The 24631-nt window shown below is 74.5% G+C and carries 25 protein-coding genes; all 25 read right to left on the minus strand.

Translation table 11 applies throughout. From position 1 onward, the window contains the following. Positions 1 to 6: 6 nt before the first annotated feature. The 25 genes from EV188_RS31025 to EV188_RS31145 all read right to left on the minus strand — a co-directional run bounded on the left by EV188_RS31025 (position 7) and on the right by EV188_RS31145 (position 24613). The gene (locus EV188_RS31025) at positions 7 to 351 is read right to left on the minus strand and encodes an RNA polymerase-binding protein RbpA (RefSeq protein ID WP_133830215.1); all 345 of its coding nucleotides are present in this window, start codon (positions 349 to 351) and stop codon (positions 7 to 9) included. A gap of 57 nt (positions 352 to 408) precedes the next feature. Then, complete coding sequence (secG, locus tag EV188_RS31030) at positions 409 to 645, minus strand: preprotein translocase subunit SecG (protein ID WP_116707491.1); 237 nt, start codon at positions 643 to 645, stop codon at positions 409 to 411. 158 nt (positions 646 to 803) lie between these two features. Continuing rightward, entirely contained in the window at positions 804 to 1589 is a 786-nt protein-coding gene (tpiA, locus tag EV188_RS31035) for a triose-phosphate isomerase (RefSeq protein ID WP_133830216.1), read from the minus strand. After that, the gene (locus EV188_RS31040; RefSeq protein ID WP_133830217.1) at positions 1589 to 2797 is read right to left on the minus strand and encodes a phosphoglycerate kinase; all 1209 of its coding nucleotides are present in this window, start codon (positions 2795 to 2797) and stop codon (positions 1589 to 1591) included. The genes tpiA and EV188_RS31040 overlap by 1 nt, the downstream gene beginning before the upstream one ends. Continuing rightward, a complete protein-coding gene (gene gap, locus EV188_RS31045; RefSeq protein ID WP_133830218.1) occupies positions 2797 to 3813 on the minus strand; it encodes a type I glyceraldehyde-3-phosphate dehydrogenase in 1017 nt (338 codons plus the stop codon). Before gap ends, EV188_RS31040 begins: the two co-directional genes overlap by 1 nt. 122 nt (positions 3814 to 3935) lie before the next feature. Further along, positions 3936 to 4925, minus strand: coding sequence for a DNA-binding protein WhiA (gene whiA / locus EV188_RS31050; RefSeq protein WP_133830219.1), 990 nt, complete (start codon positions 4923 to 4925; stop codon positions 3936 to 3938). Beyond that, entirely contained in the window at positions 4916 to 5980 is a 1065-nt protein-coding gene (locus EV188_RS31055; RefSeq protein ID WP_133830253.1) for a gluconeogenesis factor YvcK family protein, read from the minus strand. Before EV188_RS31055 ends, whiA begins: the two co-directional genes overlap by 10 nt. A gap of 17 nt (positions 5981 to 5997) precedes the next feature. After that, entirely contained in the window at positions 5998 to 6897 is a 900-nt protein-coding gene (rapZ, locus tag EV188_RS31060) for an RNase adapter RapZ (protein WP_166660187.1), read from the minus strand. Next, positions 6894 to 8906, minus strand: coding sequence for an excinuclease ABC subunit UvrC (gene uvrC / locus EV188_RS31065; RefSeq protein WP_133830220.1), 2013 nt, complete (start codon positions 8904 to 8906; stop codon positions 6894 to 6896). Before uvrC ends, rapZ begins: the two co-directional genes overlap by 4 nt. Positions 8907 to 9063: 157 nt before the next feature. Beyond that, complete coding sequence (locus EV188_RS31070) at positions 9064 to 10197, minus strand: cobalamin-independent methionine synthase II family protein (RefSeq protein WP_133830221.1); 1134 nt, start codon at positions 10195 to 10197, stop codon at positions 9064 to 9066. A 19-nt stretch (positions 10198 to 10216) separates the two neighbouring features. Continuing rightward, positions 10217 to 11188, minus strand: coding sequence for an MBL fold metallo-hydrolase (locus tag EV188_RS31075; protein ID WP_133830222.1), 972 nt, complete (start codon positions 11186 to 11188; stop codon positions 10217 to 10219). 58 nt (positions 11189 to 11246) lie between these two features. After that, entirely contained in the window at positions 11247 to 11816 is a 570-nt protein-coding gene (locus tag EV188_RS31080; protein ID WP_133830223.1) for a MarR family winged helix-turn-helix transcriptional regulator, read from the minus strand. Positions 11817 to 12163: 347 nt separating this feature from the next. Next, entirely contained in the window at positions 12164 to 12460 is a 297-nt protein-coding gene (locus EV188_RS31085; RefSeq protein ID WP_133830224.1) for a hypothetical protein, read from the minus strand. Positions 12461 to 12623: 163 nt separating this feature from the next. Next, complete coding sequence (locus tag EV188_RS31090) at positions 12624 to 13352, minus strand: PIG-L deacetylase family protein (protein WP_243742131.1); 729 nt, start codon at positions 13350 to 13352, stop codon at positions 12624 to 12626. Positions 13353 to 13362: 10 nt separating this feature from the next. After that, entirely contained in the window at positions 13363 to 14223 is an 861-nt protein-coding gene (locus EV188_RS31095) for an SWIM zinc finger family protein (protein ID WP_133830225.1), read from the minus strand. Beyond that, the gene (locus EV188_RS31100; protein WP_243742132.1) at positions 14213 to 17101 is read right to left on the minus strand and encodes a DEAD/DEAH box helicase; all 2889 of its coding nucleotides are present in this window, start codon (positions 17099 to 17101) and stop codon (positions 14213 to 14215) included. The genes EV188_RS31095 and EV188_RS31100 overlap by 11 nt, the downstream gene beginning before the upstream one ends. Positions 17102 to 17229: 128 nt before the next feature. Beyond that, positions 17230 to 17685, minus strand: coding sequence for a Rieske (2Fe-2S) protein (locus EV188_RS31105; protein WP_133830226.1), 456 nt, complete (start codon positions 17683 to 17685; stop codon positions 17230 to 17232). 83 nt (positions 17686 to 17768) lie between these two features. Next, positions 17769 to 18473 (minus strand): HAD family hydrolase, encoded by a 705-nt coding sequence (locus EV188_RS31110; RefSeq protein ID WP_133830227.1) that lies wholly within the window; start codon positions 18471 to 18473, stop codon positions 17769 to 17771. 17 nt (positions 18474 to 18490) lie between these two features. Next, entirely contained in the window at positions 18491 to 19489 is a 999-nt protein-coding gene (locus tag EV188_RS31115) for a quinone-dependent dihydroorotate dehydrogenase (RefSeq protein ID WP_133830228.1), read from the minus strand. Next, positions 19489 to 19959 (minus strand): PH domain-containing protein, encoded by a 471-nt coding sequence (locus EV188_RS31120; protein ID WP_133830229.1) that lies wholly within the window; start codon positions 19957 to 19959, stop codon positions 19489 to 19491. Before EV188_RS31120 ends, EV188_RS31115 begins: the two co-directional genes overlap by 1 nt. Then, complete coding sequence (gene ribH / locus EV188_RS31125) at positions 19956 to 20429, minus strand: 6,7-dimethyl-8-ribityllumazine synthase (RefSeq protein ID WP_133830230.1); 474 nt, start codon at positions 20427 to 20429, stop codon at positions 19956 to 19958. The genes EV188_RS31120 and ribH overlap by 4 nt, the downstream gene beginning before the upstream one ends. Next, the gene (locus EV188_RS31130; RefSeq protein ID WP_133830231.1) at positions 20426 to 21718 is read right to left on the minus strand and encodes a bifunctional 3,4-dihydroxy-2-butanone-4-phosphate synthase/GTP cyclohydrolase II; all 1293 of its coding nucleotides are present in this window, start codon (positions 21716 to 21718) and stop codon (positions 20426 to 20428) included. Before EV188_RS31130 ends, ribH begins: the two co-directional genes overlap by 4 nt. A gap of 6 nt (positions 21719 to 21724) precedes the next feature. Then, positions 21725 to 22339, minus strand: a complete 615-nt coding sequence (locus tag EV188_RS31135) for a riboflavin synthase (protein ID WP_133830232.1) — start codon at positions 22337 to 22339, stop codon at positions 21725 to 21727. 94 nt (positions 22340 to 22433) lie between these two features. Further along, positions 22434 to 23117, minus strand: coding sequence for a ribulose-phosphate 3-epimerase (gene rpe / locus EV188_RS31140; protein ID WP_243742133.1), 684 nt, complete (start codon positions 23115 to 23117; stop codon positions 22434 to 22436). 35 nt (positions 23118 to 23152) lie between these two features. Then, positions 23153 to 24613: an RsmB/NOP family class I SAM-dependent RNA methyltransferase gene (locus EV188_RS31145; RefSeq protein ID WP_133830233.1), complete on the minus strand. Its 1461-nt coding sequence runs from the start codon at positions 24611 to 24613 to the stop codon at positions 23153 to 23155. Positions 24614 to 24631: the final 18 nt, after the last annotated feature.

Here is a 24631-nt window from a genome sequence, read left to right on the forward strand (position 1 = left end):
GAAAGGTCAGCTCTCGCCGCGCCGGGCGCGCAGCTTCGCCAGCGCCTCGTCGAGCAGCGCCTCGCCGTCGGCGTCGGAGCGGCGCTCCTTCACGTAGGCCAGGTGGGTCTTGTACGGCTCGGTGCGCTTGGCCGGCGGCGGGTTCTTCTCGTCGGTGTTGGCCGGCAGGCCGCAGCGCGGGCAGTCCCACGACGTGGGGATCTCCGCGTCCACCGCGAAGGAGGGGTGGGTCTCGTGCCCGTTGGAGCACCAGAAGGAGACCACGGTGCGGGCCGCGCTCTCCCCGCGCTCGGACTCACCCATGGGGCCCGAACCCACCCGGGTGCCTCGGATCGCGTTGCCAGTCGCCATCGCCGGAGTACCTCCGCGTCCAGGGGCGGCCCGCGCGCTCCAGGCCCGGGCCGCCCGTCAGCCTTCGATCTTGACGAGCAGCCCGGTGCCGACGATGGAGATCAGCCAGATGGCACCCACGAACAGGGTCAGACGGTCGAGGTTCTTCTCGACGACGCTCGACCCGGCGAGGCTCGACTGGACCCCGCCGCCGAACAGCGACGACAGCCCGCCGCCCCGCCCGCGGTGCAGCAGCACCAGCAGCACCAGCAGCACGCTGGACGCGATGAGCAGGATGTCGAGGAACAGTCGCATGTCGGTGTCCGTGACCTCCGGGTGCCGACCCCGCCCGGTGTGAGCGGGGTTCTGGCCGTCCCGACGTGCGGGCTCGGCGCTTGTGGTGCACGATACCCCGCCCCGGTGACGGTCCCGCGACGACCCGGCGGCCGAACGGGGCATCGTGCCCGGTCCGCCTACGGCAGGGGTCCACCCGCCGCGAGCGCGCAGAGCTCCGCGAAGCCCTCGGGGTCGAGGCTGGCCCCGCCGACCAGCGCGCCGTCGACGTCGTCGGAGCGCACGAGGTCCGCGACGTTGTTCGACTTCACCGAGCCGCCGTAGAGGATCCGCATCCCGTCGGCCACCGGCCCGCCGTGCACCTCGCGGACACGCTCGCGCAGGGCGTGGCACACCTCCTGGGCGTCGGACACCCCGGCGGACTTGCCGGTGCCGATCGCCCAGACCGGCTCGTAGGCCACGACGACCTTGGCGACCTCGTCGGCCGACAGGCCCTTGAGCGCGGCGTCGAGCTGGCCGGTGCAGTGCCCGACGTGCTCGCCGGCGTCCCGGACCTCCTCGCCCTCCCCCAGGCACAGGATCGGGGTGAGGCCGTGGCGCAGGGCCGCGCGGACCTTGCGGTTGACCAGCTCGTCGTCCTCGCCGTGGATCGTGCGGCGCTCCGAGTGCCCGACGACCACCCAGGTGCAGCCGAGCTTCGCGAGCATCGCCCCCGACACGTCACCGGTGAACGCCCCGGAGTCCTCCGGCGAGAGGTCCTGGCCGCCGTAGGTGATCGGCATCGAGTCCGCGTCCACGAGCGTCTGCACGCTGCGCAGGTCGGTGAAGGGCGGGAGCACCGCGACGTCGACGACGTCGAAGTACTTGCCGGGCAGCGCGAACGCGAGCTTCTGGGTCACCCCGATGGCCTCGAGGTGGTTGAGGTTCATCTTCCAGTTGCCCGCGATGAGCGGCTTGCGCGCCATCAGGCGCCCTCCTCCAGCACGGCGATGCCGGGCAGGACCTGGCCCTCGAGGAACTCGAGCGAGGCCCCGCCGCCGGTCGAGATGTGGCCGAAGCGGCTCTCGTCGAGGCCCGCCGCGCGGATCGCCGACGCCGAGTCTCCGCCGCCGATGACGCTGAACGCCGGCGAGTCCGCGACCGCCTCGGCGACCCCGGTGGTGCCCGCCGCGAACGGCGCCATCTCGAACACGCCCATCGGGCCGTTCCAGAACACGGTCGCCGCGTCGGTCAGGTGCGAGCCGAACAGCTCGACAGTCTGCGGGCCGACGTCGAGGCCCAGCCAGCCCTCGGGCATGTCCGACACCCCGACGGTGCGCGTCTGGGCGTCCTCGGCGAACTCGGAGGCCACGACGACGTCGGTCGGCAGGACCAGGGTGTCGGCGTAGCGGCTGAGCAGGTCCTTGCAGGTGTCGATCTGGTCGGACTCGAGCTTCGAGCCGCCGACGTCGTGGCCCTGCGCCGCGAGGAACGTGAAGCACATCGCGCCGCCGACCAGCAGCTTGTCGACCTTGGGCAGCAGGTTGGAGAGCACCCCGAGCTTGTCGGAGACCTTCGAGCCGCCGAGGATCACGACGTACGGGCGGGCCGGGTCGCCGACGAGCCGGCGCAGCACCTCGGTCTCGCGGGCGACGAGGTCGCCGGCGTAGGCCGGGAGCTTGCGGGCCACGTCGACCACCGACGCCTGCTCGCGGTGCACCACGCCGAAGCCGTCGGAGACGAACGCCCCGCCGGGCACGAGCGCGGCGAGCTCGGAGGCCAGCTGCTCGCGTTCCTGGGGGCTGCCGGTCTCGCGCGGGTCGCAGCGCACGTTGGCGAGCATCGCGATCTCGCCCTTGTCGATGCGCTCGGTGTTCGCCGACGCCGAGTAGCCGACGACGTCGTCGGCGAGCCGGACCCGCTGGTCGAGCAGCTGCCCGAGGCGCCCGGCGACCGGCGTCAGCGACATCTTCGGGTCGCGGCCCCCCGGCTCGCCGCCCTTCGGGCGTCCGAGGTGGGCGGCGATGACCAGCTTGGCCCCGGCGCCGACGAGCTTGGTGATCGTCGGCAGCGCGGCCTGGATGCGCCCGTCGTCGGTGATGGTGAAGCCGTCGAGGGGGACGTTGAAGTCCGCGCGCAGCAGGACGAAGCGGTCCTGCACCCCGTCGGCGATGAGGTCGTCGAGGGTCTTCATCAGAGCTTGGAGCCCACGAGCGTGGTCAGGTCGACGACGCGGTTCGAGTAGCCCCACTCGTTGTCGTACCAGCCGACGATCTTCACGGTGCGGTTGCCGAGCACCTTCGTCATGCCCGCGTCGAACGTGCAGGACGCCGGCTCGCCGACGATGTCGGTGGAGACGATCGGGTCCTCGGTGTAGACCAGCACGTTCTTCAGCTCGCCGTCGGCGGCCTTCTTGAAGGCGGCGTTGACCTGGTCGACGGTGACGTCGGTGTTCAGCGTCGCGGTGAGGTCGGTGACCGAGCCGTCGATGACCGGCACGCGGTAGGCCAGCCCGTTGAGGCGGCCCTCGAGCTCCGGCAGCGCCAGCGCGGTGGCCTGGGCGGCGCCGGTGGTGGTCGGGATGATGTTGTCCGCGGCGGCGCGGGCCCGGCGCAGGTCCTTGTGCGGGGCGTCGTGGATCCGCTGGTCGCCGGTGTAGGCGTGGATCGTCGACATGAACCCGGTCTCGAGCCCGAACGCGTCGTGCAGCACCTTGATCATCGGCGCGACGCAGTTGGTGGTGCACGAGGCGTTGGACAGGATGCTCTGGCTGCCGTCGTAGGACGAGTCGTTGATGCCCATGACGACCGTGAGGTCCTCGCCCTTGGCCGGGGCGGAGATGACGACCTTCTTCGCGCCCGCCTTGAGGTGCTTCCCGGCCGAGTCGGCGTCGGTGAAGATCCCCGAGGACTCGATCACGACGTCCACGCCGAGGTCGCCCCACGGCAGCGAGGCCGGGTCCTTCTCGGCCAGCGCCTTGATCGACCGGCCGTTGACGACCAGCGCGTCGTCGGACACCTCGATGGTGCCGTCGAAGCGGCCGTGCACCGAGTCGTACTTGAGCAGGTGCCCGAGCGTCTTGTTGTCGGTGATGTCGTTGACCGCGAGCACCTCGATGTCGGCGGTGCCCGCCGCGCGCTGCTTCTCCAGCGCGCGGAACACATTCCGTCCGATACGACCGAACCCGTTGATCCCGATGCGGACCGTCACTGAACCTCGCCCTGCCTCTCGTGCCGCGGTCGTCTCGCCGAGGGGGGTCACCCCTCCCGGGCGCACCCTAACGAATCCGGCCGACTCGTCCGGGTCCCGCGAACGACGTCACGGGAGCCGGCTCAGGTGTCCGCCATCTCCGCCATCTCCTCGGTCACCACCGAGGACGTGTCGGGGACGCGCATGTCCTTGGCCTTCTTGTCGGCCATCGCCAGGAGACGCCGTATCCGGCCGGCCACCGCGTCCTTGGTCATGGGCGGTTCGGCGAGCTGGCCGAGCTCCTCCAGCGAGGCCTGCTCGTGCTCCACGCGCAGCCGCCCGGCCTGGATCAGGTGGTCGGGCACCTCGTCGCCGAGCAGCTCGAGCGCCCGGTTGACGCGCGCCGACGCGGTGACGGCGGCCTTCACCGAGCGCCGCAGGTTGGCGTCGTCGAAGTTCGCCAGGCGGTTGGCCGTCGCCCGCACCTCGCGGCGCATCCGGCGCTCCTCCCAGGCGAGCACCGAGGTGTGGGCGCCCAGGCGGGTCAGCAGCGCGCCGATCGCGTCGCCGTCGCGCACCACCACCCGGTCGGCGCCGCGGACCTCGCGGGCCTTGGCGACCACGCCGAGACGCCGCGCGGCGCCGACCAGCGCCATCGCCGCCTCCATGCCCGGGCAGGTGATCTCCAGCGCCGAGCTGCGGCCGGGCTCGGTGAGGGAGCCGTGGGCGAGGAACGCCCCGCGCCACGCGGCCTCGGCGTCGCACACGCCGCCGGAGACGACCTGCGGCGGCAGGCCGCGCACCGGGCGCCCGCGGGGGTCGAGCAGACCTGTCTGGCGCGCGAGGGAGTCGCCGTCGGCGGCGACCCGCACGACGTAGCGTGTGCCCTTGCGCAGCCCGCCCTGGGACAGGACGTGCACCTCGGGGTTGTGCCCGTACAGGTCGTGGATCTCGCCGCGCAGGCGACGGGCGCCGGCGCCGGTGTCGAGCTCCGCCTCGACGACGACCCGTCCGCCGACGATGTGCAGCCCGCCGCCGAAGCGGAGGAGGGCCGCGACCTCGGCGCGCCGGCAACACGTCTTCGTCACCGCGAGCCGGCTCAGTTCGTCCTTGACCGCTGCGGTCATGGCCACCTTCGGTCCTCCTCCTGGTGCGGGCGGGAGTGCTCGGCCCCGGGGACGGTGACACCACCGTGGTTGCCGTTCGCCGCCGGGTCGGGCGTGCTGTCCACCCGGTGGTGGGCGGCGTCGGCCAGGGCCGATGCGAGGGCATCGGGATCGTGCTGGGGGCTGCCGTCGGCGGCCCCGACGGTGGTGAGCAGGGTGTCCGCGCCGAAGGCCTCGGCCCCGCGGCGCAGCAGGTCCGGCTCGGGGACGGCGTCGGTGTCGGCGACGACGACGTCGAGACGCAGGCGCGGCGCGTGGGCGGCGAGCACCTCGAGGTGCTGCTCGGGCGAGAACCCCGCCGTCTCGCCGGGCTGCGGGGCCAGGTTGAGCACGAGCACCTTGCGGGCCTCGCTCTCGCACAGCGCCATGAACAGCTCCGGGACCAGCAGGTGCGGCAGCACGCTCGAGAACCACGACCCCGGCCCGAGGGTGATGACGTCGGCGGCCCGCAGCGCCTCGCAGGCCTCCGGGCACGCCTTGGGCCGGCGGGGGTCGAGGCGCACCGACTGGACGCGGCCGGGAGTCGTCGCCACCGCGACCTGACCGCGGATGCGGTGGGCGACGTCCCTGTCCTGGTCGCCGCCGCTCGGACCGCGGATCCCGGTCACGTCGGCCTCGATGTCGACCGGCTGCGTGCTCATCGGCAGCACCCGGCCGGTGACGCCGAGCAGACGGCAGGCCTGGTCGAGCGCGGCCACCGGGTCGTCGAGGACCTCCACGAGCCCGGCCAGCACGAGGTTGCCGACGGCGTGGCCGGCGAGCGCCCCGTGCCCGCCGTAGCGGTGCTCGAAGACCCGCTGCCACAGCGTGGTCTCCGGGCCGGGGTCGACCTGCCCGGACAGCGCGCCGAGGGCCATCCGCAGGTCGCCCAGCGGCAGGATGTCCAGCTCGCGGCGGATGCGGCCCGACGAGCCGCCGTCGTCGGCGACCACGACCACCGCGGTGATGTCGTCGGTCAGCCGGCGCAGCGCCGACAGCGTCGCGTGCAGCCCGTGACCGCCGCCGAGGGCCACCGCCTTCAGAGGGGCGTTGAGCGGGCTCACTCGCGCCCCACGTCGCGGTGCGACACCGTCACGCTCACGCCGTCCTCGCCGGACATGCGGCGGGCGAGCTCCTCGGCGACCGCGACGCTGCGGTGCTTGCCGCCCGTGCAGCCGACCGCGACGGTCAGGTACCGCTTGCCCTCGCGCCGGTAGCCCGCACCCACGAGGCGCAGCAGCTCGAGGTAGCGGTCGAGGAACTCCTCGGCGCCCTCCTGGGAGAGCACGTAGTCGCGGACCACGTCCTCGCGCCCGTCGTGCTCGCGCAGCTCGGGGATCCAGTGCGGGTTCGGCAGGAACCGCATGTCGACGACGAGGTCGGCGTCCGGCGGCAGGCCGTGCTTGTAGCCGAACGAGACGACGGTGACGCTGTGGCCGACGTCGACCGCGGCGTCGCCGAACGCCGCCTCGATGGCTGCGCGCAGCTGGTGCACCGAGCGGGCCGAGGTGTCGACGACCAGGTCGGCCTGGTCGTGCAGCGGGGCGAGCAGCTCGCGCTCGGCGCGGATGCCGTCGGAGAGGCGCCCGTCGCCCTGCAGCGGGTGCGAGCGGCGGTTGGCCTCGAAGCGCCGGATGAGCACCGCGTCGGAGGCGTCCAGGAACAGCACGCGCGGGCGGTGGCCGCGCGCGTCCAGCTCCTTGATGACGGCCCCGAGGTCGTGGGTGAACGCGCGGCTGCGCACGTCCATCACCACCGCGATGCGGGTGACCTGGCCCGACGAGCGGGCGCCGAGGTCGACCATGGTCTCGATGAGCTCGGGCGGCAGGTTGTCCACGACGAACCAGCCGAGGTCCTCGAGGACCTTGGCGGCCGTGCTGCGCCCGGCCCCCGAGAGCCCCGAGACGATCGCGACCTCGATCCCGCCCGGGTGCGCGGGGTGCTCCGCGCGTCCGGTCATGTGCTCCCCCCGTCGTTCAGTGCCGCCAGCACGGCCTCCGCGGTGCGCCGGCCGACGCCGGGCACCTCGGTGATGGCCTCGACCGAGGCGGCGCGCAGCTTCTTGACCGAGCCGAAGTGCTTGAGCAGGGCGGTGCGCCGGGCCTCGCCGAGCCCGGGCACCCCGTCGAGCGCGGACGCGGTCATCCGCGTCGAGCGCTTCTGGCGGTGGTAGGTGATCGCGAAGCGGTGCGCCTCGTCGCGGATGCGCTGGAGCAGGTAGAGCGCCTCGCTCTGGCGCGGCAGGATCGCCGGGTCCTCCTCGCCGGGCAGCCAGACCTCCTCGAGGCGCTTGGCCAGCCCGACCACGGCGACGTCGGTGACCCCGAGCTCGCCGAGCACCTCGGCGGCCGCCGCCACCTGCGGCGCACCGCCGTCGACGACCAGCAGGTTCGGCGGGTAGGCGAACTTCCGCGGGCGCCCGGTGGTCGGGTCGATGCCCGGCAGCGGTCCGTCGTCGGCGGGGTCGATCTCGCCCGACGCCGGGGCACCGTCGCTGGTCTCCCCCGCGCACGCCGTGTCGGTGTGGTCGGGCGCGTCCTCGGCGGTCTCCTTGAGGTAGCGGGAGAACCGGCGGCGCACCACCTCGGCGATCGCCGCGACGTCGCCGCCCTCCGCGCCGCCGCGGATCGAGTAGCGCCGGTAGTCGGCCTTCTTCGCCAACCCGTCCTCGAACACCACGAGGCTCGCGACGACGTCGGAGCCCTGGACGTGCGAGACGTCGGTGCACTCGATGCGCAGGGGCGCGGTGTCGAGGCCCAGCTGCTCCTGGAGCTCCTCGAGCGCCGCGCTGCGGGCGGTGAGGTCGCCGGCGCGGCGCAGCTTGTGCCGGGTGAGCTCCTCGGCGGCGTTGCGCTCGACGGTCTCGGCGAGCGTGCGCTTGTCGCCGCGCTGGGCGACGCGCAGCGACACCCGTGAGCCCCGCAGCTCCGAGAGCCACTGGGAGATCGCGGCGGAGTCGGGCGGCATGGCGGGGACGAGCACCTCGCGCGGCACGGGCTGCACCGCGTCGTCGGCCGAGCCCGCGAGCGCGGCCTGCTCGCCGTAGAACTGCGAGAGGAACTGGCCGACCAGGTCGGCGACGTCGCTGTCCGCCTCGGTCTCGACGACCCAGCCGCGCTGGCCCCGCACGCGCCCGCCGCGGACGTGGAACACCTGGACCGCGGCCTCGAGCTCGTCCGTGGCGAACGCGACGACGTCGGCGTCGGTGCCGTCGCCGAGGACCACCGCCTGCTTCTCGACGACCCGCTTGAGCGCGCCGGCGTCGTCGCGCAGCCGCGCGGCCTTCTCGAAGTCCATGTCGGCCGCGGCGACCTGCATGTCCTTCTCGATGCGGCCGATCAGCTGGTCGGTGTGCCCGGCGAGGAAGTCGCAGAAGTCGTTGACGATCTGGCGGTGCTCGTCCGCGTCGACCCGGCCGACGCAGGGCGCCGCGCACTTGTCGATGTAGCCGAGCATGCACGGGCGCCCGATCTGGCCGTGGCGCTTGAACACCCCGCCGGAGCACTGGCGGGCCGGGAACACCCGGGTGAGGAGCTTGACCGTCTCGCGGATCGCCCAGGCGTGGGCGTACGGGCCGAAGTAGCGCACGCCCTTGCGGCGCGGGCCCCGGTAGACCCGCAGCTGCGGGTACTCCTCGTTCAGCGTCACCGCGAGGACCGGATAGGTCTTGTCGTCGCGGTAGCGGACGTTGAACCGCGGGTCGTACTCCTTGATCCAGTTGTACTCGAGCTGGAGGGCCTCGACCTCGGTGTGGACCACGGTCCACTGCACCGCCGCCGCGGACGTCACCATCCGGCGCGTGCGGGGGTGCAGCCCGGCGATGTCGGCGAAGTAGGAGTTGAGCCTGCTGCGCAGGCTCTTGGCCTTGCCCACGTAGATGACGCGCCCGTTCTCGTCGGAGAACCGGTACACGCCGGGCGCCTCCGGGATGGTCCCCGGCGCGGGTCGGTACGTCTGCGGGTCGGCCATGATGACCCCCAGCGTAGGCGCGTCCGTCCGGCTGTTCGGCGTGCACCCGGATGGGTGGAATCGGCGTGTCGCCCGGCGTGTCTCCGGCGCGTCGCGGCGTGTCGCCGTGGTGACACCCTGTTCGCCGAGGGGGCGCCACCACGGCCCGTGACCGCCGTCAGACGCTGACCAGCGCCGCGCCCTCCGCCATCGCCCGCAGCTTCATCTCCGCGACCTGCGCGCCGACCCGGCCGAAGCCCACGAAGGTCCCGAACCCGCAGTCGGTGCTCGCGATCACCCGCTCCGGCCCGACGATCCCCGCGTAGCGCTCGAGGCGCTGGGCGATCAGCCGCGGGTGCTCGACGATGTTGTTGAGCGTGTCGACGACACCGGGCAGGAGCACCTTGTCGTCGGGGATCGCGAGCGCCGCGACGTCGGCCCACTCGTGCTCGTGGCGCGGGTTGGCGCCCTCGAACGAGATCATCCGGGGCGAGCCGGCGAGGACCGGCGGGAGCAGCTCGGCGAGCGGGGCGTCGAGGTGGTGCGGGCCCTCGTAGTTGCCCCAGCACAGGTGCAGCCGGACCCGCGAGGGGTCGATGCCCTCGAGCGCCCGGTCGATCGCCGCCACGTGCCGCTCGGCGAAGCCCACGAGCCCGCGGCGCTGGACCTCGTCCCGGCACCAGAACTGGGTGTGGCCCGCCATCGGGATGTCCGGGCAGTCGAGCTGCAGGATCAGGCCGGCGTCGACGATCGCGCGGTACTCCTCGGCCATCGCATCGGCGAGGGCGTCGAGGTAGCTGTCGTAGTCGGCGTAGTGCAGGTTCGGGCTGCAGGTCGCGATGCAGCCGGGCGACGCCGACGGCATGAACGCGCCGCCCGAGCCCGTGTGGCCGACCTTGTCCAGCGCGAGCTTGAGGGTGTCGACGTCGCGCTGCACGGCCGCGGCGCCGACGTAGCGCACCGGGCCCTCGCAGTTCGCCGGCATGATGTGCGCCCCGGCCTCCCCGCCGTACTGCGCGATCGCCAGCTCGGGCGTGCCCTCGAGGTCGTCGATGCTCCAGGCGCCGGCCTGTCCGCCGAAGCCCTCGAGCCGCTCGCGGACGTAGTTGACGAAGCCCGGTTTGCCCATCTCGCCGTCGGTGACGACGTCGATGCCCGCGCCGTGCTGCATGGCGACGACATCGTGCACGGCGTCGGTGATCGCGGCCTCGAGCTCGGCCTCGTCCCCCGTGCCCTCCTGGTGGAGGTACATCAGCCGCGTCAGCGCGTCGGGCCGGGGCAGGCTGCCCACGTGGGTGGTGCGAACGGTCATGGTCGGGTCCTTGTCGGTGTCAGGAGGTCGCTGTGCTGAAGGTGTCGGGCGCGAAGCCCTCGAGCGCGGCGATCTTGGTGAGCACGGTGAGCCGGTCCGGGCGCGGGATCGTCGGGTCCAGCTGCTGGTAGACGTTGAGCACGTTCTGGGCGAGGCGCCCGTGCTCCGGGAGCTCCGCGAACTTCCCGAGCTCGATCGTGTCGATCGCCGCGTCGACGTCGAGCCCGTCCTCGTAACGCTGCCGGGCCTGGGTCTGGACCGTCACGAGGTACTCGCGCATCAGCGAGACCTCGGCCTTCCCGCTGACCGGCCCGTGTCCGGGAACGATCACCGTCACGTCGAGGTCGAGGATGAGGTCGAGGGCCGCGATCCAGCGGTCGATCGGCCCGGCCCAGGCGATCGGGGTGCCGCCGACGAACAGGATGTCGCCGGCGTAGAGCAGGCGGGCGTCGGGCACGTGGACGATCGCGTCGCCGGGGGTGTGGGCGGGGCCGACCTGGATCAGCCGGACCTCGCGCCCGCCGACGTCGACGCTCTCCTCGCCGGTGAAGGTGCGGTCGGGGCCGGTCGCGGTGATCCCGTCCAGCGCGAACGGGCCGAAGATGTGCCGCGCGAAGTCGCCGAGGGTCCCGTCGAGCTTCTTCACGAGCGCGACCGCGTCGACGGTCTCCTGCGTGATCAGCTCGGCGGCCGCGGCGGACGCGAGGATCTCGACGTCCCGCGAGGCGACGAGCTCGTTGCCGTTGATGTGGTCGGGGTCGGAGTGCGTGTTGACCAGCGTCCCCAGCGGGTGCGCGTCGGTGACCGGGCGCAGGCCGTCCAGCATCTCCCGGGTGAGCGGGAGGTCGAACAGCGTGTCGACGAGCAGCGAGGTCCCCGAGCCCGTGATCAGCCCGGCGTTGCTCCAGCCCCAGCTCCCGTCGGGCTGCAGCCAGGCATGACATCCCTGGCCGAGGTCGTGGAGTCCTTTGCGGTAGTCCGGGGCGCTCATCGCCGTCCTCTCCCAGGGTCCTCGAACCCGTACTCGGGTACGGATTCGAGTCCGGAACCTAGGACAGCCCGTGATCCGAATCAACACTGGAGTACAGGTTCGTACGCGCCGTGGTGGGACGGTCACGGCGCGCGAGACGGTCGCGGGCGTCGGTGAGGCCGGCAGCGCGCACGTGCAGCTCGTCGCCCATCGCCACGATCCACCGCGCGACGACCCGCAGCTCGTCGTCCGTGAACCCGTCCTGGCGGGCGGCGAGCTGCTCGGTGAGCCGCCGCCACGGCGCCGTCTCCCCCGGCGGCGCGACCGCCGCGACGACGGTCCGGCGCCGGTCCTCCTCGTCCTGCCACCGCACGGCCCGCCCGAGGGCCACCAGCCGGTCGACCACCGCCGTCGTCGCCGCCCGGCTGAGCCCCAGCCGCTCGGCGAGCGCCGTCATCGAGATCGCCCGCGGGCGGTCGACGAGCTGGAGGCAGGCGAGCTCGACCTCCCGCAGCCCGAGGAGCCGCGCCTGCTCGTGCTGATGGCGTCGGAGGACGACCGCGAGCCTGCCGACGAGCGCCTCGGTGGGCCACCGGCGGGCCTCGAGACGGTCCCGCTCGAGCCAAGCCCGCAGCTCCGCCTCGTCCACCGGCGCCTCCCCTGGTCCGTCGCTGACGCTACGGGCGAGACGCCGCGGTCGGGGCGGCTTTCGGAGAAGGTCGGAGGACGTCTTCTCTTCGGTGGAAACGCTTCGGAAACCGAAGCATCTCCCTCAGAAAGTAGACGCCCTCCCCGGCGCGCCGCGTTGGTCTGGCCGGGGCCGCCGACGGGCCGGGCCGGTCGCGACGAGGACGTCTTCTCTTCGGAGGAAATGCTTCGGAAACCGAAGCATCTCCACGAAGGAGTCGGCGCCCTCATGCCGAGCGGAGACGACGACGGCCCGCGAGCCGACGGGCTCGCGGGCCGCTGGTGAGTCCCGTGGGTCGGACTCGGGGGTCAGGCGGAGGGCGTGGCGTCCACCGGCGCGGGCTCGCCCGGCGTGCGGCCGAGCACCTCCGCGAAGAAGGCCTCGAGGTCGGTGGGCTGGCCGGCGGCGTCGAGACGGGGGTGGTCGCGACGGCCGTCGGTCGCCTCCTCCACCGCGGACTCGACGAGCGCGCGCTCCTCGGAGCTGACGACGAGGTAGCCGCGCAGGGAGCCGTGCCACGGCCGGCGCCACTGGAGGTAGGTGAGGTCCGTGTCGTCGATGTCCTGCATCTGGACCCGGTTGCCGAGCCACTGGAGGTCGCTCATGGGGTTCTCCTCTACGGCCGGGGAGCGGTGCCGACGTCCTCTGGTGGGAACGACGTCGGCCCCTCGCGGCACCTCCCAGGCTGACCGCTCGCGCACCGTCCGTAAACCGCGATTGACGTTGCGTAGCTCACCTCGTCGGGTAGATCACCCGTTCGGTGGCGGCCTAGCGGGTGTCGAGGACGATATAGCCCTCGGCGGTCCGCTCCGGGCCGAACTCCGCCGACTTGGCCTGCGAGCGGCCCCAGCCCCACATCCGGCCGCGCAGGTCGTCCATGTGCGCCGTCTGGCTCTTGTGCGCCCGCAGGGCCTCGACCTTGCGCTCGAAGGCGTCGGTGGTGTCGACGTAGAGGTCGGCGCCCTCGCCCATGTGGCTGATCCAGACCTCGGAGACCGTGTGGGCGTCGAGGCCCTCCTCGGCGAGCAGCTCGGGGTGGGCGAACGGGTTGCGGGCGTCGGGGTAGACCGCGCACATCACGGCCTCGCCGGCCGCGGTGTGGTCCGGGTGGCTGCCGTACATGGAGCGCAGGTTGCGCGTCGGGGACTGGGTGACCACGCGGTCGGGGCGCACCTGGCGGATGACGCGGGCGAGGTCGCGGCGCAGCTCGTGGGTGACGTACAGCCGGCCGTCGGGCCAGCCGAGGAAGTGGAACTCCTCCACCCCGAGGATCGCGCCGGCGGCCCGCTGCTCGTCGCGGCGGATGGTCGCCATGTCGGTGCGGCTGACGTCCTCGTCGAAGCCGCCCGCGTCGCCGTCGGTGATCAGGCAGTACACGACCCGGTGGCCCTCGCCCGTCCAGGTGGCGACCGAGCCGCCGTTGCCGAAGTCGATGTCGTCGGGGTGCGCGACCATCATCAGGATCGTCAGCGGCTCGGTGGCGTGATCGGGCTGCACCCGTCCAGTCCTACCCCACCTCACCGACACCCGGCTCGCCGAGCCGCCGGTACAGCGGGCGCAGCACGTCGCGGGCGTCGGTCCCGTCGTCGAGGGCGAGGCGCGGCAGCTCGTCGAGCAGGGCGTCCGGCGGCGGCGCGGGGGCCGACGCGGGCCGCTCGGGCGGTCCGGGCACCGGCACCCCCGGGCGGTGGAAGCGGTCGAGCAGGTCCTCGAGGGCGGTCGGTGCACCGGCGCCCGCGTCACGGCGGTCGCGCAGCGCGGCGAGCAGGGTCGCGCGGTCGCGGCCCCGCCAGCGCAGCAGCGCGAACGGGTCGACGTCGAACTCCTCGGCGGCGAGGTAGGCGACCGCGGCGAGGTGCTTGCAGGGCACCGACCAGTCGGGGCACGAGCAGTCCATCGGCAGCTCGGACGAGCCCTGTGGGAAGAGCGAGAGGCCGACGCGGGCGAGGACGTCCTCGAGGTCGTCGGGGACCTCGCCCGCGAGCAGGGCGGCCGCGTACCAGGAGTCGGCGGCCAGCGCGTCGAGCACCGCGTCCCACGCCTCGTCGGCGAACGGCCGCAGCCCGAGGCGGGCGCGGTAGGGCTCGTCGCGGCTGCCCTGGACGGTGGCGGTGATCGCGCCGGGCTCGATGGCGAGGTCGACGACCTGCCCGGCCCGCGCGTAGGTCTTCCCGCGCGACAGGCGCCCGCCGACGCCGAGCTCGGTGAGCACCGCGAGGAAGCGCCCCGACCACCAGGACTCGCCGATGTCGCCGCGGCGGCTGCGGGCGACGATGCCGTCCTCGACGGGCTTGCGCTTGCCGAACTCGGTGAACTTCTCGGGGAAGCGTTCGGAGAAGCGGGGCCCGGAGCGCGTCTCACGCACCATCGTCGTCGTCCACCTCCTCCAGGTCCTCGGCCTCCGCGTCCAGCGTCAGCACCTTCGCGAGCTCGTCGGTGGACAGGTCGGTGAGCCAGTCCTCGCCGTCGCGCACCGCGAGGTCGGCGAGCGCGCGCTTGTTCGCGACGAGCTCGTCGATCCGCTCCTCCAGCGTGCCCGCGCACACGAGCTTGCGGACCCCCACGGTGCGCTTCTGGCCGATGCGGAACGCGCGGTCGGTGGCCTGGTCCTCGACGGCGGGGTTCCACCAGCGGTCGAGGTGCACGACGTGCTGGGCGGCCGTGAGCGTGATCCCCGTGCCCCCGGCGCGTAGCGAGAGCAGGAAGAGCGAGGGCCCGTCCCCGGACTGGAACCGCTCGACCATCGTGTCCCGGGCCTTGCGCGAGACCCCGCCGTGCAGCCAGGCGACCTCGGTGTCGAAGCGGGCGGCGAGGTGCGGGGCGAGCATGTCGCCGAACGCCGCGAACTGGGTGAACAGCAGCGCCCTGTCCCCCGCCGCCAGCACCTCGGCGAGGATCTCCTCGAGCCGCGCGATCTTCCCGGAGCGCCGGCCCATCGGGGACCCGTCGTGCAGCAGCAGGGCGGGGTGGTCGCAGACCTGCTTGAGCTTGGTCATCGCGGCGAGCACGCGACCCCGGCGCTCGATGCCGGGCTCGACATCGTCGAGCTTCTCGAGCATCTCGTCGACGACGACCCGGTACAGCGACGCCTGCTCCCCGGTCAGGCCGCAGCGCTCGACCGTCTCGATCTTCTCGGGGAGGTCGTCGACGACGGTGGGGTCGGTCTTGAGCCGTCGCAGCAGGAACGGGCGGGTGCGCTTGCGGAGGTCCTCGGCGACGTCGACCCGGCCGTGGCGCTCGACGGGCACGGCGTAGCGCTCGCGGAAGGCGGTGGCGCTCCCGAGCATGCCCGGGTTCACCGCGTCCATGATCGACCAGAGCTCGGCGAGGCGGTTCTCGACGGGTGTCCCGGTCAGGGCGAGGCGGTGCTCGGCGTCGAGGCGCCGGACGGCCTTCGCGCCGCGCGAGCGGTTGTTCTTGACCATCTGGGCCTCGTCGAGCACCACGCGGTGCCAGGCGATGTCGCCGAGGTCGTCGGTGTCGCGGACGAGCGTGCCGTAGGACGTCACGACGAGGTCGGCGTCGGCGGCCTTCGCGGCGGGGTCGGCGCGCCCGGCGCCGTGGTGCACCGCGACCCGCAGTTCCGGCACGAACCGCGCGGCCTCGCGGGCCCACGTGGAGACGACGGAGGTGGGGCAGACGAGAAGGGTGGGGCCCGGGTCCTCGCCGGCGCGCTCGTGGGCCTCCAGCGCCAGCACCTGCAGCGTCTTGCCCAGACCCATGTCGTCGGCGAGCACCCCGCCCAGCCGCAGACCCGCGAGGAACGCGAGCCACGACAGCCCGCGGCGCTGGTAGGGGCGCAGGGTCGCGCGCACCCCGGGCGGGGTGTCGAGGGGCTCGAGCGTGGTGCCGCCGGCGAGGAGGTCGCCGAGCTCGCCGTCGAGGCGCAGCGACTCGACGGGCAGGGGCGCGGGGACGTCGTCGGGGTGCGTCGTCGCGAGGTGCAGCACGTCGCCGACGGTCGGGCGGTCGCGCCGCTCGGCGAGGAAGGCGAGGCCGTCGCGCAGGCGGTCGGGGTCGAGGGCCACCCAGCGCCCGCGCAGGCGCACCAGCGGCGCCTTGGCCCGCACCAGGGCGTCCATCTCCTCGTTGGTGAGCTCCTCGCCGTCGACCGCGAGGCGCCAGGAGAAGTCGACGAGGTCGTCCTTGCCGATCTTCGCGCCGGTGTCGACGACGCCGTCCGGGCGCTCGGCGTGCCCGCCCGCCGCCGCGAGGCCCAGCCGCGCGGGACCGGCCCGCCAGCCCGCCGGGAGCAGGACGCCGAACCCGGCGCGGTCGAGGTCGGCGGCGACGTGGGCGAGGAAGTGGTGCGCGCCGGCGAGGTCGAGGTCCATGCCGCCGGGACGCGGGACGCGCAGGGCCTCGGCGAGCTCGGGGTAGACGCGGGCGGCGCGTCCGAGCTCGCCGAGCAGCACCTCGGCGGGGTCGTCGAGCCAGCGCCGCAGGGCCGTCGGGTCGCGCCACACGGTGTCGGCGTCGACGGTGAGGCTCGGGTCCTGCGCCGACTGCAGCGCGAACGTCAGCCGGAAGACCGGCTCGGGGTCGTCGAGCGCGTGGTGGAACTCGTCCGCGACCACCTCGTCCAGCCGGAACGACGCCCGTGCCGGGCCGGCGTGCGGGGCGCCGACGACGGCCCAGCGGCGCAGCCCGGCGGCGAGCGCGTCGGGCGGCGCGGGGTCGCCGAGCACGGGCTCGTCGCCGAGGGCGTGCACCCAGTCCGGGGCGGCGGCGAGCTCCTCGGTCCCGGTGATGCGGTGGCGCGCGTGGGCGTCGACGGCGGCGGCGAGCGCGGCCTCCACGACCGCCGACGCGCTCGGCGGCTCCTCCCCCGGCACGCGCTCGCAGCGGCACACCGGCGGCAGCGCCGCGGCGAGGGTGTCGGCGGCGACGAGGTCGGGGCCCTGGAGGACCGGGCGCCAGACCAGGGAGCCCTCGTCGGGCTCCGGCAGCAGGCGGCCCCGGGTGACGAGGTCGTCGGCGAGGGCGTCGACGGCGCGCAGCGCGGCCACCGAGGGGCTCGTCCGCGCCCCGTCCGGCGGGACCGGGGGCGCGGCGCCGGGCGGGAGCTCGAGCACCGGGACGGTCCAGTCGGCGAGCACCGGGGCGCCGGCGTCGGGGCCGGTCTCGCCGCGGTCGAGATCGTCGGAGTCTCGCGGGGCGTCCGGGTCCGAGGGCAGGGCGAGGACGGCGACGCCCGCCGTGGCGCTCGCGGTGCCCCACACGGCGGCGAGGCGCTCGGCCGGCACCGCGAACGGGTGCGGGCGGGCGCCCCGGCGGGCGCGGCTGGTGCTGCGGGCGGGGAGCTCGGGGTCCTCGGCCCAGAGGCAGACGCCGCGCCCCGGGGACCACAGGGCGTGCAGGGCGAGTGCGCCGGTCAGGACACCTGCACCGTCCCGTCCACGACGGTGACGGGCACCTCGGTCAGCCCGGTGTCTGCGGGCCCCTTGCGCAGCGCGCCGGTGGCGGCGTCGAACTGGCTGAAGTGGTTGGGGCAGGTGATGACGCCGTTCTCGGGCGGGTCGACCGTGGTGCCCTGGTGCGGGCACGACGCGTCGAAGCCCTTGAACTGCCCGGCGGTGGGCTGCACGAGGAGGATCTCCCGGTCGCCGACCGTGGCGATCGTGCCGCCGCCGACCGGGATCTGCGCGACGGGCGTGCCGCCGGCCGTCGGTGCGGCGCCGGGCGAGGTGCCCGGGGCGGGCGCCGGGGCCGCCGTCCCGCCGCTCGGCGCCTCCCCGGACGAGCAGGCGGCGAGCGCACCCGGCGCGGCGAGCGCGACGGCGAGCCCGCAGAGGACCGTGCGGCGGTCGGGACCGGTGGTGGTGGACACCGAGGAACCTCCGTGATCAGTGACGTGATCGTGGTGGAGCCCCAGTCTGCCCGCGCCCCCCGTCACCGCCGGGTGAGGGTGGCTCAGGGGGTCGGTTCGGAGGGCAGGGCGAGGAGGCCCTCGACGACGTCGTCGAGCGCCGGGCCGGTGACGTGGGGGAGGGCGACGGCGTCGGGGATCCGGCCCTCGAGGCGCTCGCAGAACGCCCCGACCATCCCCGCCGAGACCGCGCCGTGCACGTCCCAGGAGTGCACGGCGACCAGGGCGGTGCGCGCCGGCGGCGTGGCGATCCGGTCGCACGCCCAGTGGTAGACCGCGGGCGGCGGCTTGAACATCGCGAGCTCGGCGCACGACATGACGTCGGTGAGCAGGTCCCGCACCCCGCCGGCGGTCAGGGCCGCGCCCGCGACCTCCGCCGAGCCGTGCGTGAACCCGTACGCCGGCACCCCGGCCTCGGCGAGACGGCGCAGCGCCGGCGCCACGTCCGGGTGCACGGGCAGCTCGCGGAAGCCGTCGAGCACCGAGGCGACCTGCTCGTCGGTGAGGTCGCGCCCGCTGGTGCGCCGCAGCATGTCGGCGGCGACCACCGCGAACGGCGGCGCCCCGCCCGCGAGCGTCATCGCCATGCCCTGGTGCAGCAGCCGCGCGAAGAACAGCTCCCACTCGTCGCCCGGGCGCCCGAGCGCCTCGAACCGGGGCCGCAGGGCCTCGAGCTGCAGGCACGTCTCGAAGAGGTCGAAGAGCACGACCTGGGGCCGGCGGGCGGGGGCGCGCAACGGGGCGGTCACGTCGTCCAGGGTGCCCGTCAGGCGCCGAGTTCGCGCAGCACCCGCCGCGGCCACGCCGGGCCGCCGTAGACGAACCCGGTGTAGGCCTGGACGAGCGTCGCGCCGGCCTCGAGGCGGGCGCGCGCCTCCCCCGCGGTGTCGATGCCGCCGACCGAGACGAGCGTCAGCCGGTCGCCCACGCGCTCGCGCAGCCTGGCGAGCACGGCGCGGGCCGGACCGACCAGCGGGGCGCCCGACAGCCCGCCCGAGCCCGCCGCGGCGACCACGTCGGCCGGCGTGGCCAGGCCCGTGCGCGCCACCGTCGTGTTCGTGGCGACGATCCCGTCCAGACCCTGCGCGAGCGCCAGGTCGGCGACGGCGTCGACGCCCTCGTCGTCGAGGTCCGCGGTGATCTTCACCAGCAGCGGCGTCGCGCCCACCTCGGCGCGCACCGCGGCGAGCAGCGGCTCGAGCGCGTCGACGCCCTGCAGGTCGCGCAGCCCGGGCGTGTTCGGCGAGCTGACGTTGACGACGACGTAGTCGGCGTGCGGGCCGAGGATCCGCGCCGAGTACCGGTAGTCGGCGACGGCGTCGGTGGCGGTCTTGGAGCGCCCGATGTTGACCCCGACGACGGTCCCGGCGCCCTTCTCGCGCAGGGTCGCGAGCCGCGCGGCGACGACGTCGGCGCCGGCGTTGTTGAAGCCCATCCGGTTGACCAGCGCCCGGTCGGCGGGCAGGCGGAAGAGCCGCGGGCGCGGGTTGCCCGGCTGCGGGCGCGCGGTGACGGTGCCGACCTCGACCGCGCCGAAGCCCAGGCGCGCGAGCCCGCGCACGCCCTCGGCGTCCTTGTCGTAGCCCGCGGCGACGCCCAGCGGGTTGGCGAAGCGCAGGCCCATCGCCTCGATGGGCGCTGCCTCCGCGGAGGAAGCCGGCAGCACCGGCGTCGCCGCCCGCAGCGCGGTGACGCCGACGCGGTGGGTCAGCTCGGCGGGCACCCGCGTCGCGACGTGGCGGAAGAGCGCGTCGTACACGGCCATCAGTGGTACTGCGCGTGCAGTTTCCGCAGCGCGCTGACCCCGCGCGCCGCGTGCCCCCGGTCGACGGCCTGCAGCGCCGAGATCGTCAGGTACTCGTCGTCCGGGAGGTCGAGCCGGGCGAACTGGGCGCCGTCGGGGAAGCTCACGGCCACGACCTCCGACCACGGCACCCGGCGGGTGAGGATCGTGGCGCGCACCTCGACGCCGCCGGGCCCCGCGCGCAGCCGGGGACGCGTGAACAGCAGCGCGCCGCCGGCGAGGATCGTGCCGAGCACGACCATGGCGACCTGGTCGGCGGGGCGGAACGTGAAGCCCGACGACTCGACGAACACCAGCAGCGCGCCGGTGCCGAAGAACGCGAACAGGAAGATCGCGAGCACCCAGGCGACCCAGCGGATGCGCACCGGGCGGACCTCGAGCTCGACCTCGCCGAGGTCGAGGGCCTCGGGCGGGACGACGGGCCCGGTCATCGCGCCAACTTCCGCAACGACAGCGCCGCGTCCAGCGCCGCGACGACGGCCTCGAAGCCCTTGTCCTCGCTCGACTGCGGCGTGCCGGCGCGCGCCCAGGCCTGCGGCTCCTCGTTGACGGTCAGCACCCCGTTGCCCACGGGCGTGCGGGCGTCGAGGCCGACGCGCAGGAGGCCCGCGGTGACGGCGTCGCAGACGTAGTCGAAGTGCGGGGTCTCGCCGCGGATGACGACGCCGAGCCCGACGACCGCGTCGTGGCCGTCCGCGAGCCCCTGGCAGACCACCGGCAGCTCCATGGCCCCGGCGACGCGCACCACCGTCGGCTCGGCGACGCCGGCCTTCGCCGCCGCGTCGCGGGCGCGCTCGAGGAGCACGTCGGTGATCGCCGAGTTCCAGCGCGTCACGGCGATGCCGAGCGTCAGACCCGCCGCGTCGGGGACCTCCGGCTCCGGGCGGCCCTCGCCGCTCACGCCCGGGTCCCGCCGACGGCCGGCCGGTCGGTGCCGTCGGCCGGCGGCTGGGCGACGACGCCGTCGTCCTCGGAGTCGAGGCCCTCGAGGTCGTGGCCCATGCGGTCGCGCTTGGTGCGCAGGTAGCGCAGGTTCTCCGGGGTCGCGCGGGCCGGGAGCGAGACGCGCCCGAGGATCTCGAGCCCGTAGCCCTCGAGCCCGGCGCGCTTCTCCGGGTTGTTGGTGAGCAGGCGCATCGACTTGATGCCGAGGTCGGCGAGGATCTGCGCGCCGGTGCCGTAGTCGCGGGCGTCGGCGGGCATGCCGAGCGCGAGGTTGGCGTCGACGGTGTCCGCGCCGGCGTCCTGCAGCTGGTAGGCCTGCAGCTTGTGGATCAGGCCGATCCCGCGGCCCTCGTGACCCCGCACGTAGAGCACGACGCCGCGGCCCTCGGCGACGACCGCCGCCATCGCCGCGTCGAGCTGGGGCCCGCAGTCGCAGCGCCGCGAGCGCAGGACGTCGCCGGTGAGGCACTCGGAGTGGACGCGCACGAGCACGTCCTCGCCGTCGCCGATCTCCCCGTGCACGAGCGCGACGTGCTCGATGCCGTCGAGCAGCGAGTCGTAGCCGTAGGCGACGAACGTGCCGTGGTCGGTCGGGATGTTGGCGTGCGCGACCTGGACGACCTGCTTCTCCGAGCGGCGCCGGTAGGCGATCAGGTCCTTGATCGTGATGAGCGAGAGCTCGTGCTCGTCGGCGAAGACCTGCAGCTCGTCGAAGCGCGCCATGTCGCCGTCGTCCTTCTGCGAGACGATCTCGCAGATCGCGCCGGCGGGCTCGAGCCCGGCCAGGCGCGCGAGGTCGACCGCGGCCTCGGTGTGCCCGGGGCGGCGCAGCACGCCGCCGTCGCGGGCGCGCAGCGGCACGACGTGGCCGGGGCGCGAGAGGTCGGTGGGGCCGGACTCCGGGTTCGCGAGCACGCGGATGGTGTGCGCCCGGTCGGTGCCCGAGATGCCGGTGCCGATGCCCTCGCGGGCGTCGACCGACACCGTGTACGCGGTGCCGTGGCGGTCCTGGTTGATCGAGTGCGCGGGCGGCAGGTCGAGCCGGTCGCACGACTCGCCCGTCAGCGGCACGCAGATGTACCCCGACGTGTAGCGCACCATGAACGACACGAGCTCCGGCGTCGCGCACTCCGCGGCGAACACGAGGTCGCCCTCGTTCTCGCGGTCCTCGTCGTCGACGACGACCACGGCCTTGCCCGCCGCGATGTCCGCGATCGCGCGCTCGATGTGCTCGAAGCCCTCCACCTGCTCCTACTTCCCCTGTGACGTGCCCGCGGTGTGGGCTCCCACGAGGCGCTCGACGTACTTGGCGACCACGTCGACCTCGAGGTTGACCGTGGATCCCACGGTCCGCTCCCCCAGGGTCGTCTCGCGCAGTGTGGTCGGGATGAGACCGACGGCGAAGGAGTCGTCGTCGACCTCGGTGACCGTGAGGCTGACCCCGTCGACGGCGATCGAGCCCTTCTCGACGACGTACCGGGTCAGGCCGCTCTCGACCCGGAAGCGGACGGTGGTCCACTGCTCGTGCTCGACGCGCTCGGCGACGGTGGCGGTGCCGTCGACGTGACCCTGGACGATGTGGCCGCCCAGCCGGTCGCCGGCGGCCACGGCCCGTTCGAGGTTGACCCGGGTGCCCGCGGTGGCGCCCGCCAGGGAGGAGCGCCGCAGCGTCTCGCCCATGACGTCGACGCCGAACTCGCCGGTCTCGGGGTCGACGACCGTCAGGCAGACGCCGTTGACCGAGATCGAGTCACCGGGGCGGGCGTCGGAGGTGACCAGGGGGCCGCGCACGCGCAGCCGCGCCGCGTCCTCCGTCGTGACGACGTCGACGATCTCGCCGACCTCCTCGACGATCCCCGTGAACACTGCGGTCTCCTCAGCTCGTCTGGGCCCCGGTGCCCGCCCCGCCATCATCCTCACGACGCGCCCCGGCGGCAGTACCACCGTGGTGATGCCGCTCTCACCCCTGCCCGAGGTGCGCGGACGCCCGCACGGCCTGGTCGCGCAGGGCCTCGACCGCCCGCTCGGGGTCGTCGGCGCCGTACACCGCCGAGCCCGCCACGAAGCAGTCGACGCCCGCCTCGGCGGCCTGCTCGATGGTGTCGCGGCTGATCCCGCCGTCGATCTCGACGATGACGTTGAGGTGGCCGGTGTCGACGAGCCGCCGCGCGGTGCGCACCTTGTCGAGCACCTCGGGCATGAACTTCTGCCCGCCGAAGCCCGGCTCGACGCTCATCACGAGCAGCGTGTCGTAGTCGCGCAGCACCTCGACCCAGTCCTCGAGCGGGGTGCGCGGCTTGACCGAGAGGCCGGCGAGCGCCCCGGCGGCGCGGATGTCGCGGGAGAGCTTGCGCGGGTCGTGCGCCGCCTCGGCGTGCACGGTGACGTTGCGCGACCCGGCCTCGGCGTAGCCGGGGGCCCAGCGGTCCGGGTCGTTGATCATGAGGTGGCAGTCGAGCGGGATGTCCGTCGCCCGCTCCAGCGCCTCGACGACGGGCAGCCCCAGCGTGAGGTTGGGGACGAAGTGCCCGTCCATGACGTCGACGTGCAGCCAGTCCGCCCCGGGCACCGCGTCCGCCTCCTCCTTGAGGCGTGCGAAGTCCGCGGACAGGATGCTCGGAGCGATCATGGGGGGACGCGCCACGTGACGGATGGTAGTCGCCCGGTTGGTCCGTGCGGTCAGACCCTGCGCAGGACGGCGGCGTACATGGCGTCGGTGCCGTGGCGGTGCGGCCACAGCTGGACGCCGGGACCGTCACCCGGGACGGCGGTGTCGGGCACCTCGGGCAGCAGCGCGGCGGTGTCGAGCAGCTCCGCGCCGGTCTCGGCCGCGACGGCGGTGACGACAGCGGTGGTCTCCTCGGGGTGCGGGGAGCACGTCGCGTAGGTGACGACGCCGCCGGGGCGCGTGCGCTCGAGGGCGGCGCGCAGCAGGCTGCGCTGGAGCTCGGTGAGCTCGGCGACGTCCTCGGGCTGCCGGCGCCAGCGCGCCTCGGGGCGGCGGCGCAGCGCGCCCAGCCCGGTGCACGGGGCGTCGACCAGCACGCGGTCGTACGCCTCCTCGGGCAGCACGATCTCGCGGGCGTCGCCGGCGTGGACCCGCACCGGCAGGCCCTCGGTGGCCTGCTCGACGAGCCGCGCGCGGTGGGGCGCGCGGTCCACGGCGTCGAGCGTGGCGCCCTCGATCGCGGCGAGCGCGCCGAGCATCACGGCCTTGCCGCCCGGGCCCGCGCAGAGGTCGAGCCAGCGGGTGTCGTCGCCGGCGACCGGCGCGCGGGAGGCCACCAGCGCCACCAGCTGGCTGCCCTCGTCCTGGACGACGGCGAGGCCCTCGCGGACCGGGGCGAGCTCGCCCGGGTCGCCGCCCTCGGTGAGCAGGACGCCGTACGGCGAGTAGGGGGACTCGTCGCCGCCGGTGATCGCGGCGAGCTCCTCGGCGGAGATCTCACCGGGGCGGGCGGCGAGGTGCACGGCGGGGCGGGCGTCGTCGGCGGCGAGCGCCGCCGCGAGCTCCTCGTCGCTGCCCAGCGCCTGCGCGAACACCTCGGCGATCCAGCGCGGGTGGGCGTGGGTGAGCGCGAGGCGCCCGAGGGCGTCCGGCGGGGCGAGCCGCTCGACCCAGGCGGCCTCGTCGTGCTCGGCCACCCGGCGCAGGACGGCGTTGACGAACCCCGTGGGCCGCGACCCGGCCCGCGAGCGCACCAGCTCGACCACCGCGCTGACCGCGGCGTGCGGGGGGATCCGGGTGCGCAGCAGCTGCTGGGCGCCGAGGCGCAGCGCGTCCAGGACGACGCCGTCCAGCTCGTCGAGGGGGCGGTCGCAGCAGGCACCGAGGACGGCGTCGAGCAGGCCCTGCGCGCGACAGGTGCCGTAGGCGAGGTCGGTGGCGAGCGCCGCGTCGCGCCCGGAGATCCGGCGCTCGCGCAGCAGGCGGGGCAGGGTCAGGTTGGCGTACGCGGCGTCCTCGCGGACCGCGCGCAGCGTGTCGAGCGCGGCCTCGCGCGCCGGGTCGCCGCTGGGCGGGCGGCCGGGGCCCTGACGGCCGCGCGGGGGTCCGCTGCGGCCCTTGCGGTCGCCGTGCTTCTTGCGCGGGCCGCGCCCGGAGCGGTGCCCGCCGGGCGGGACGGAGCTGTCAGCCATCAGTACCCCGTCGCCTCG

The sequence above is a fragment of the Actinomycetospora succinea genome (assembly GCF_004363095.1).
GTDB classification, from domain to species: Bacteria; Actinomycetota; Actinomycetes; order Mycobacteriales; family Pseudonocardiaceae; genus Actinomycetospora; species Actinomycetospora succinea.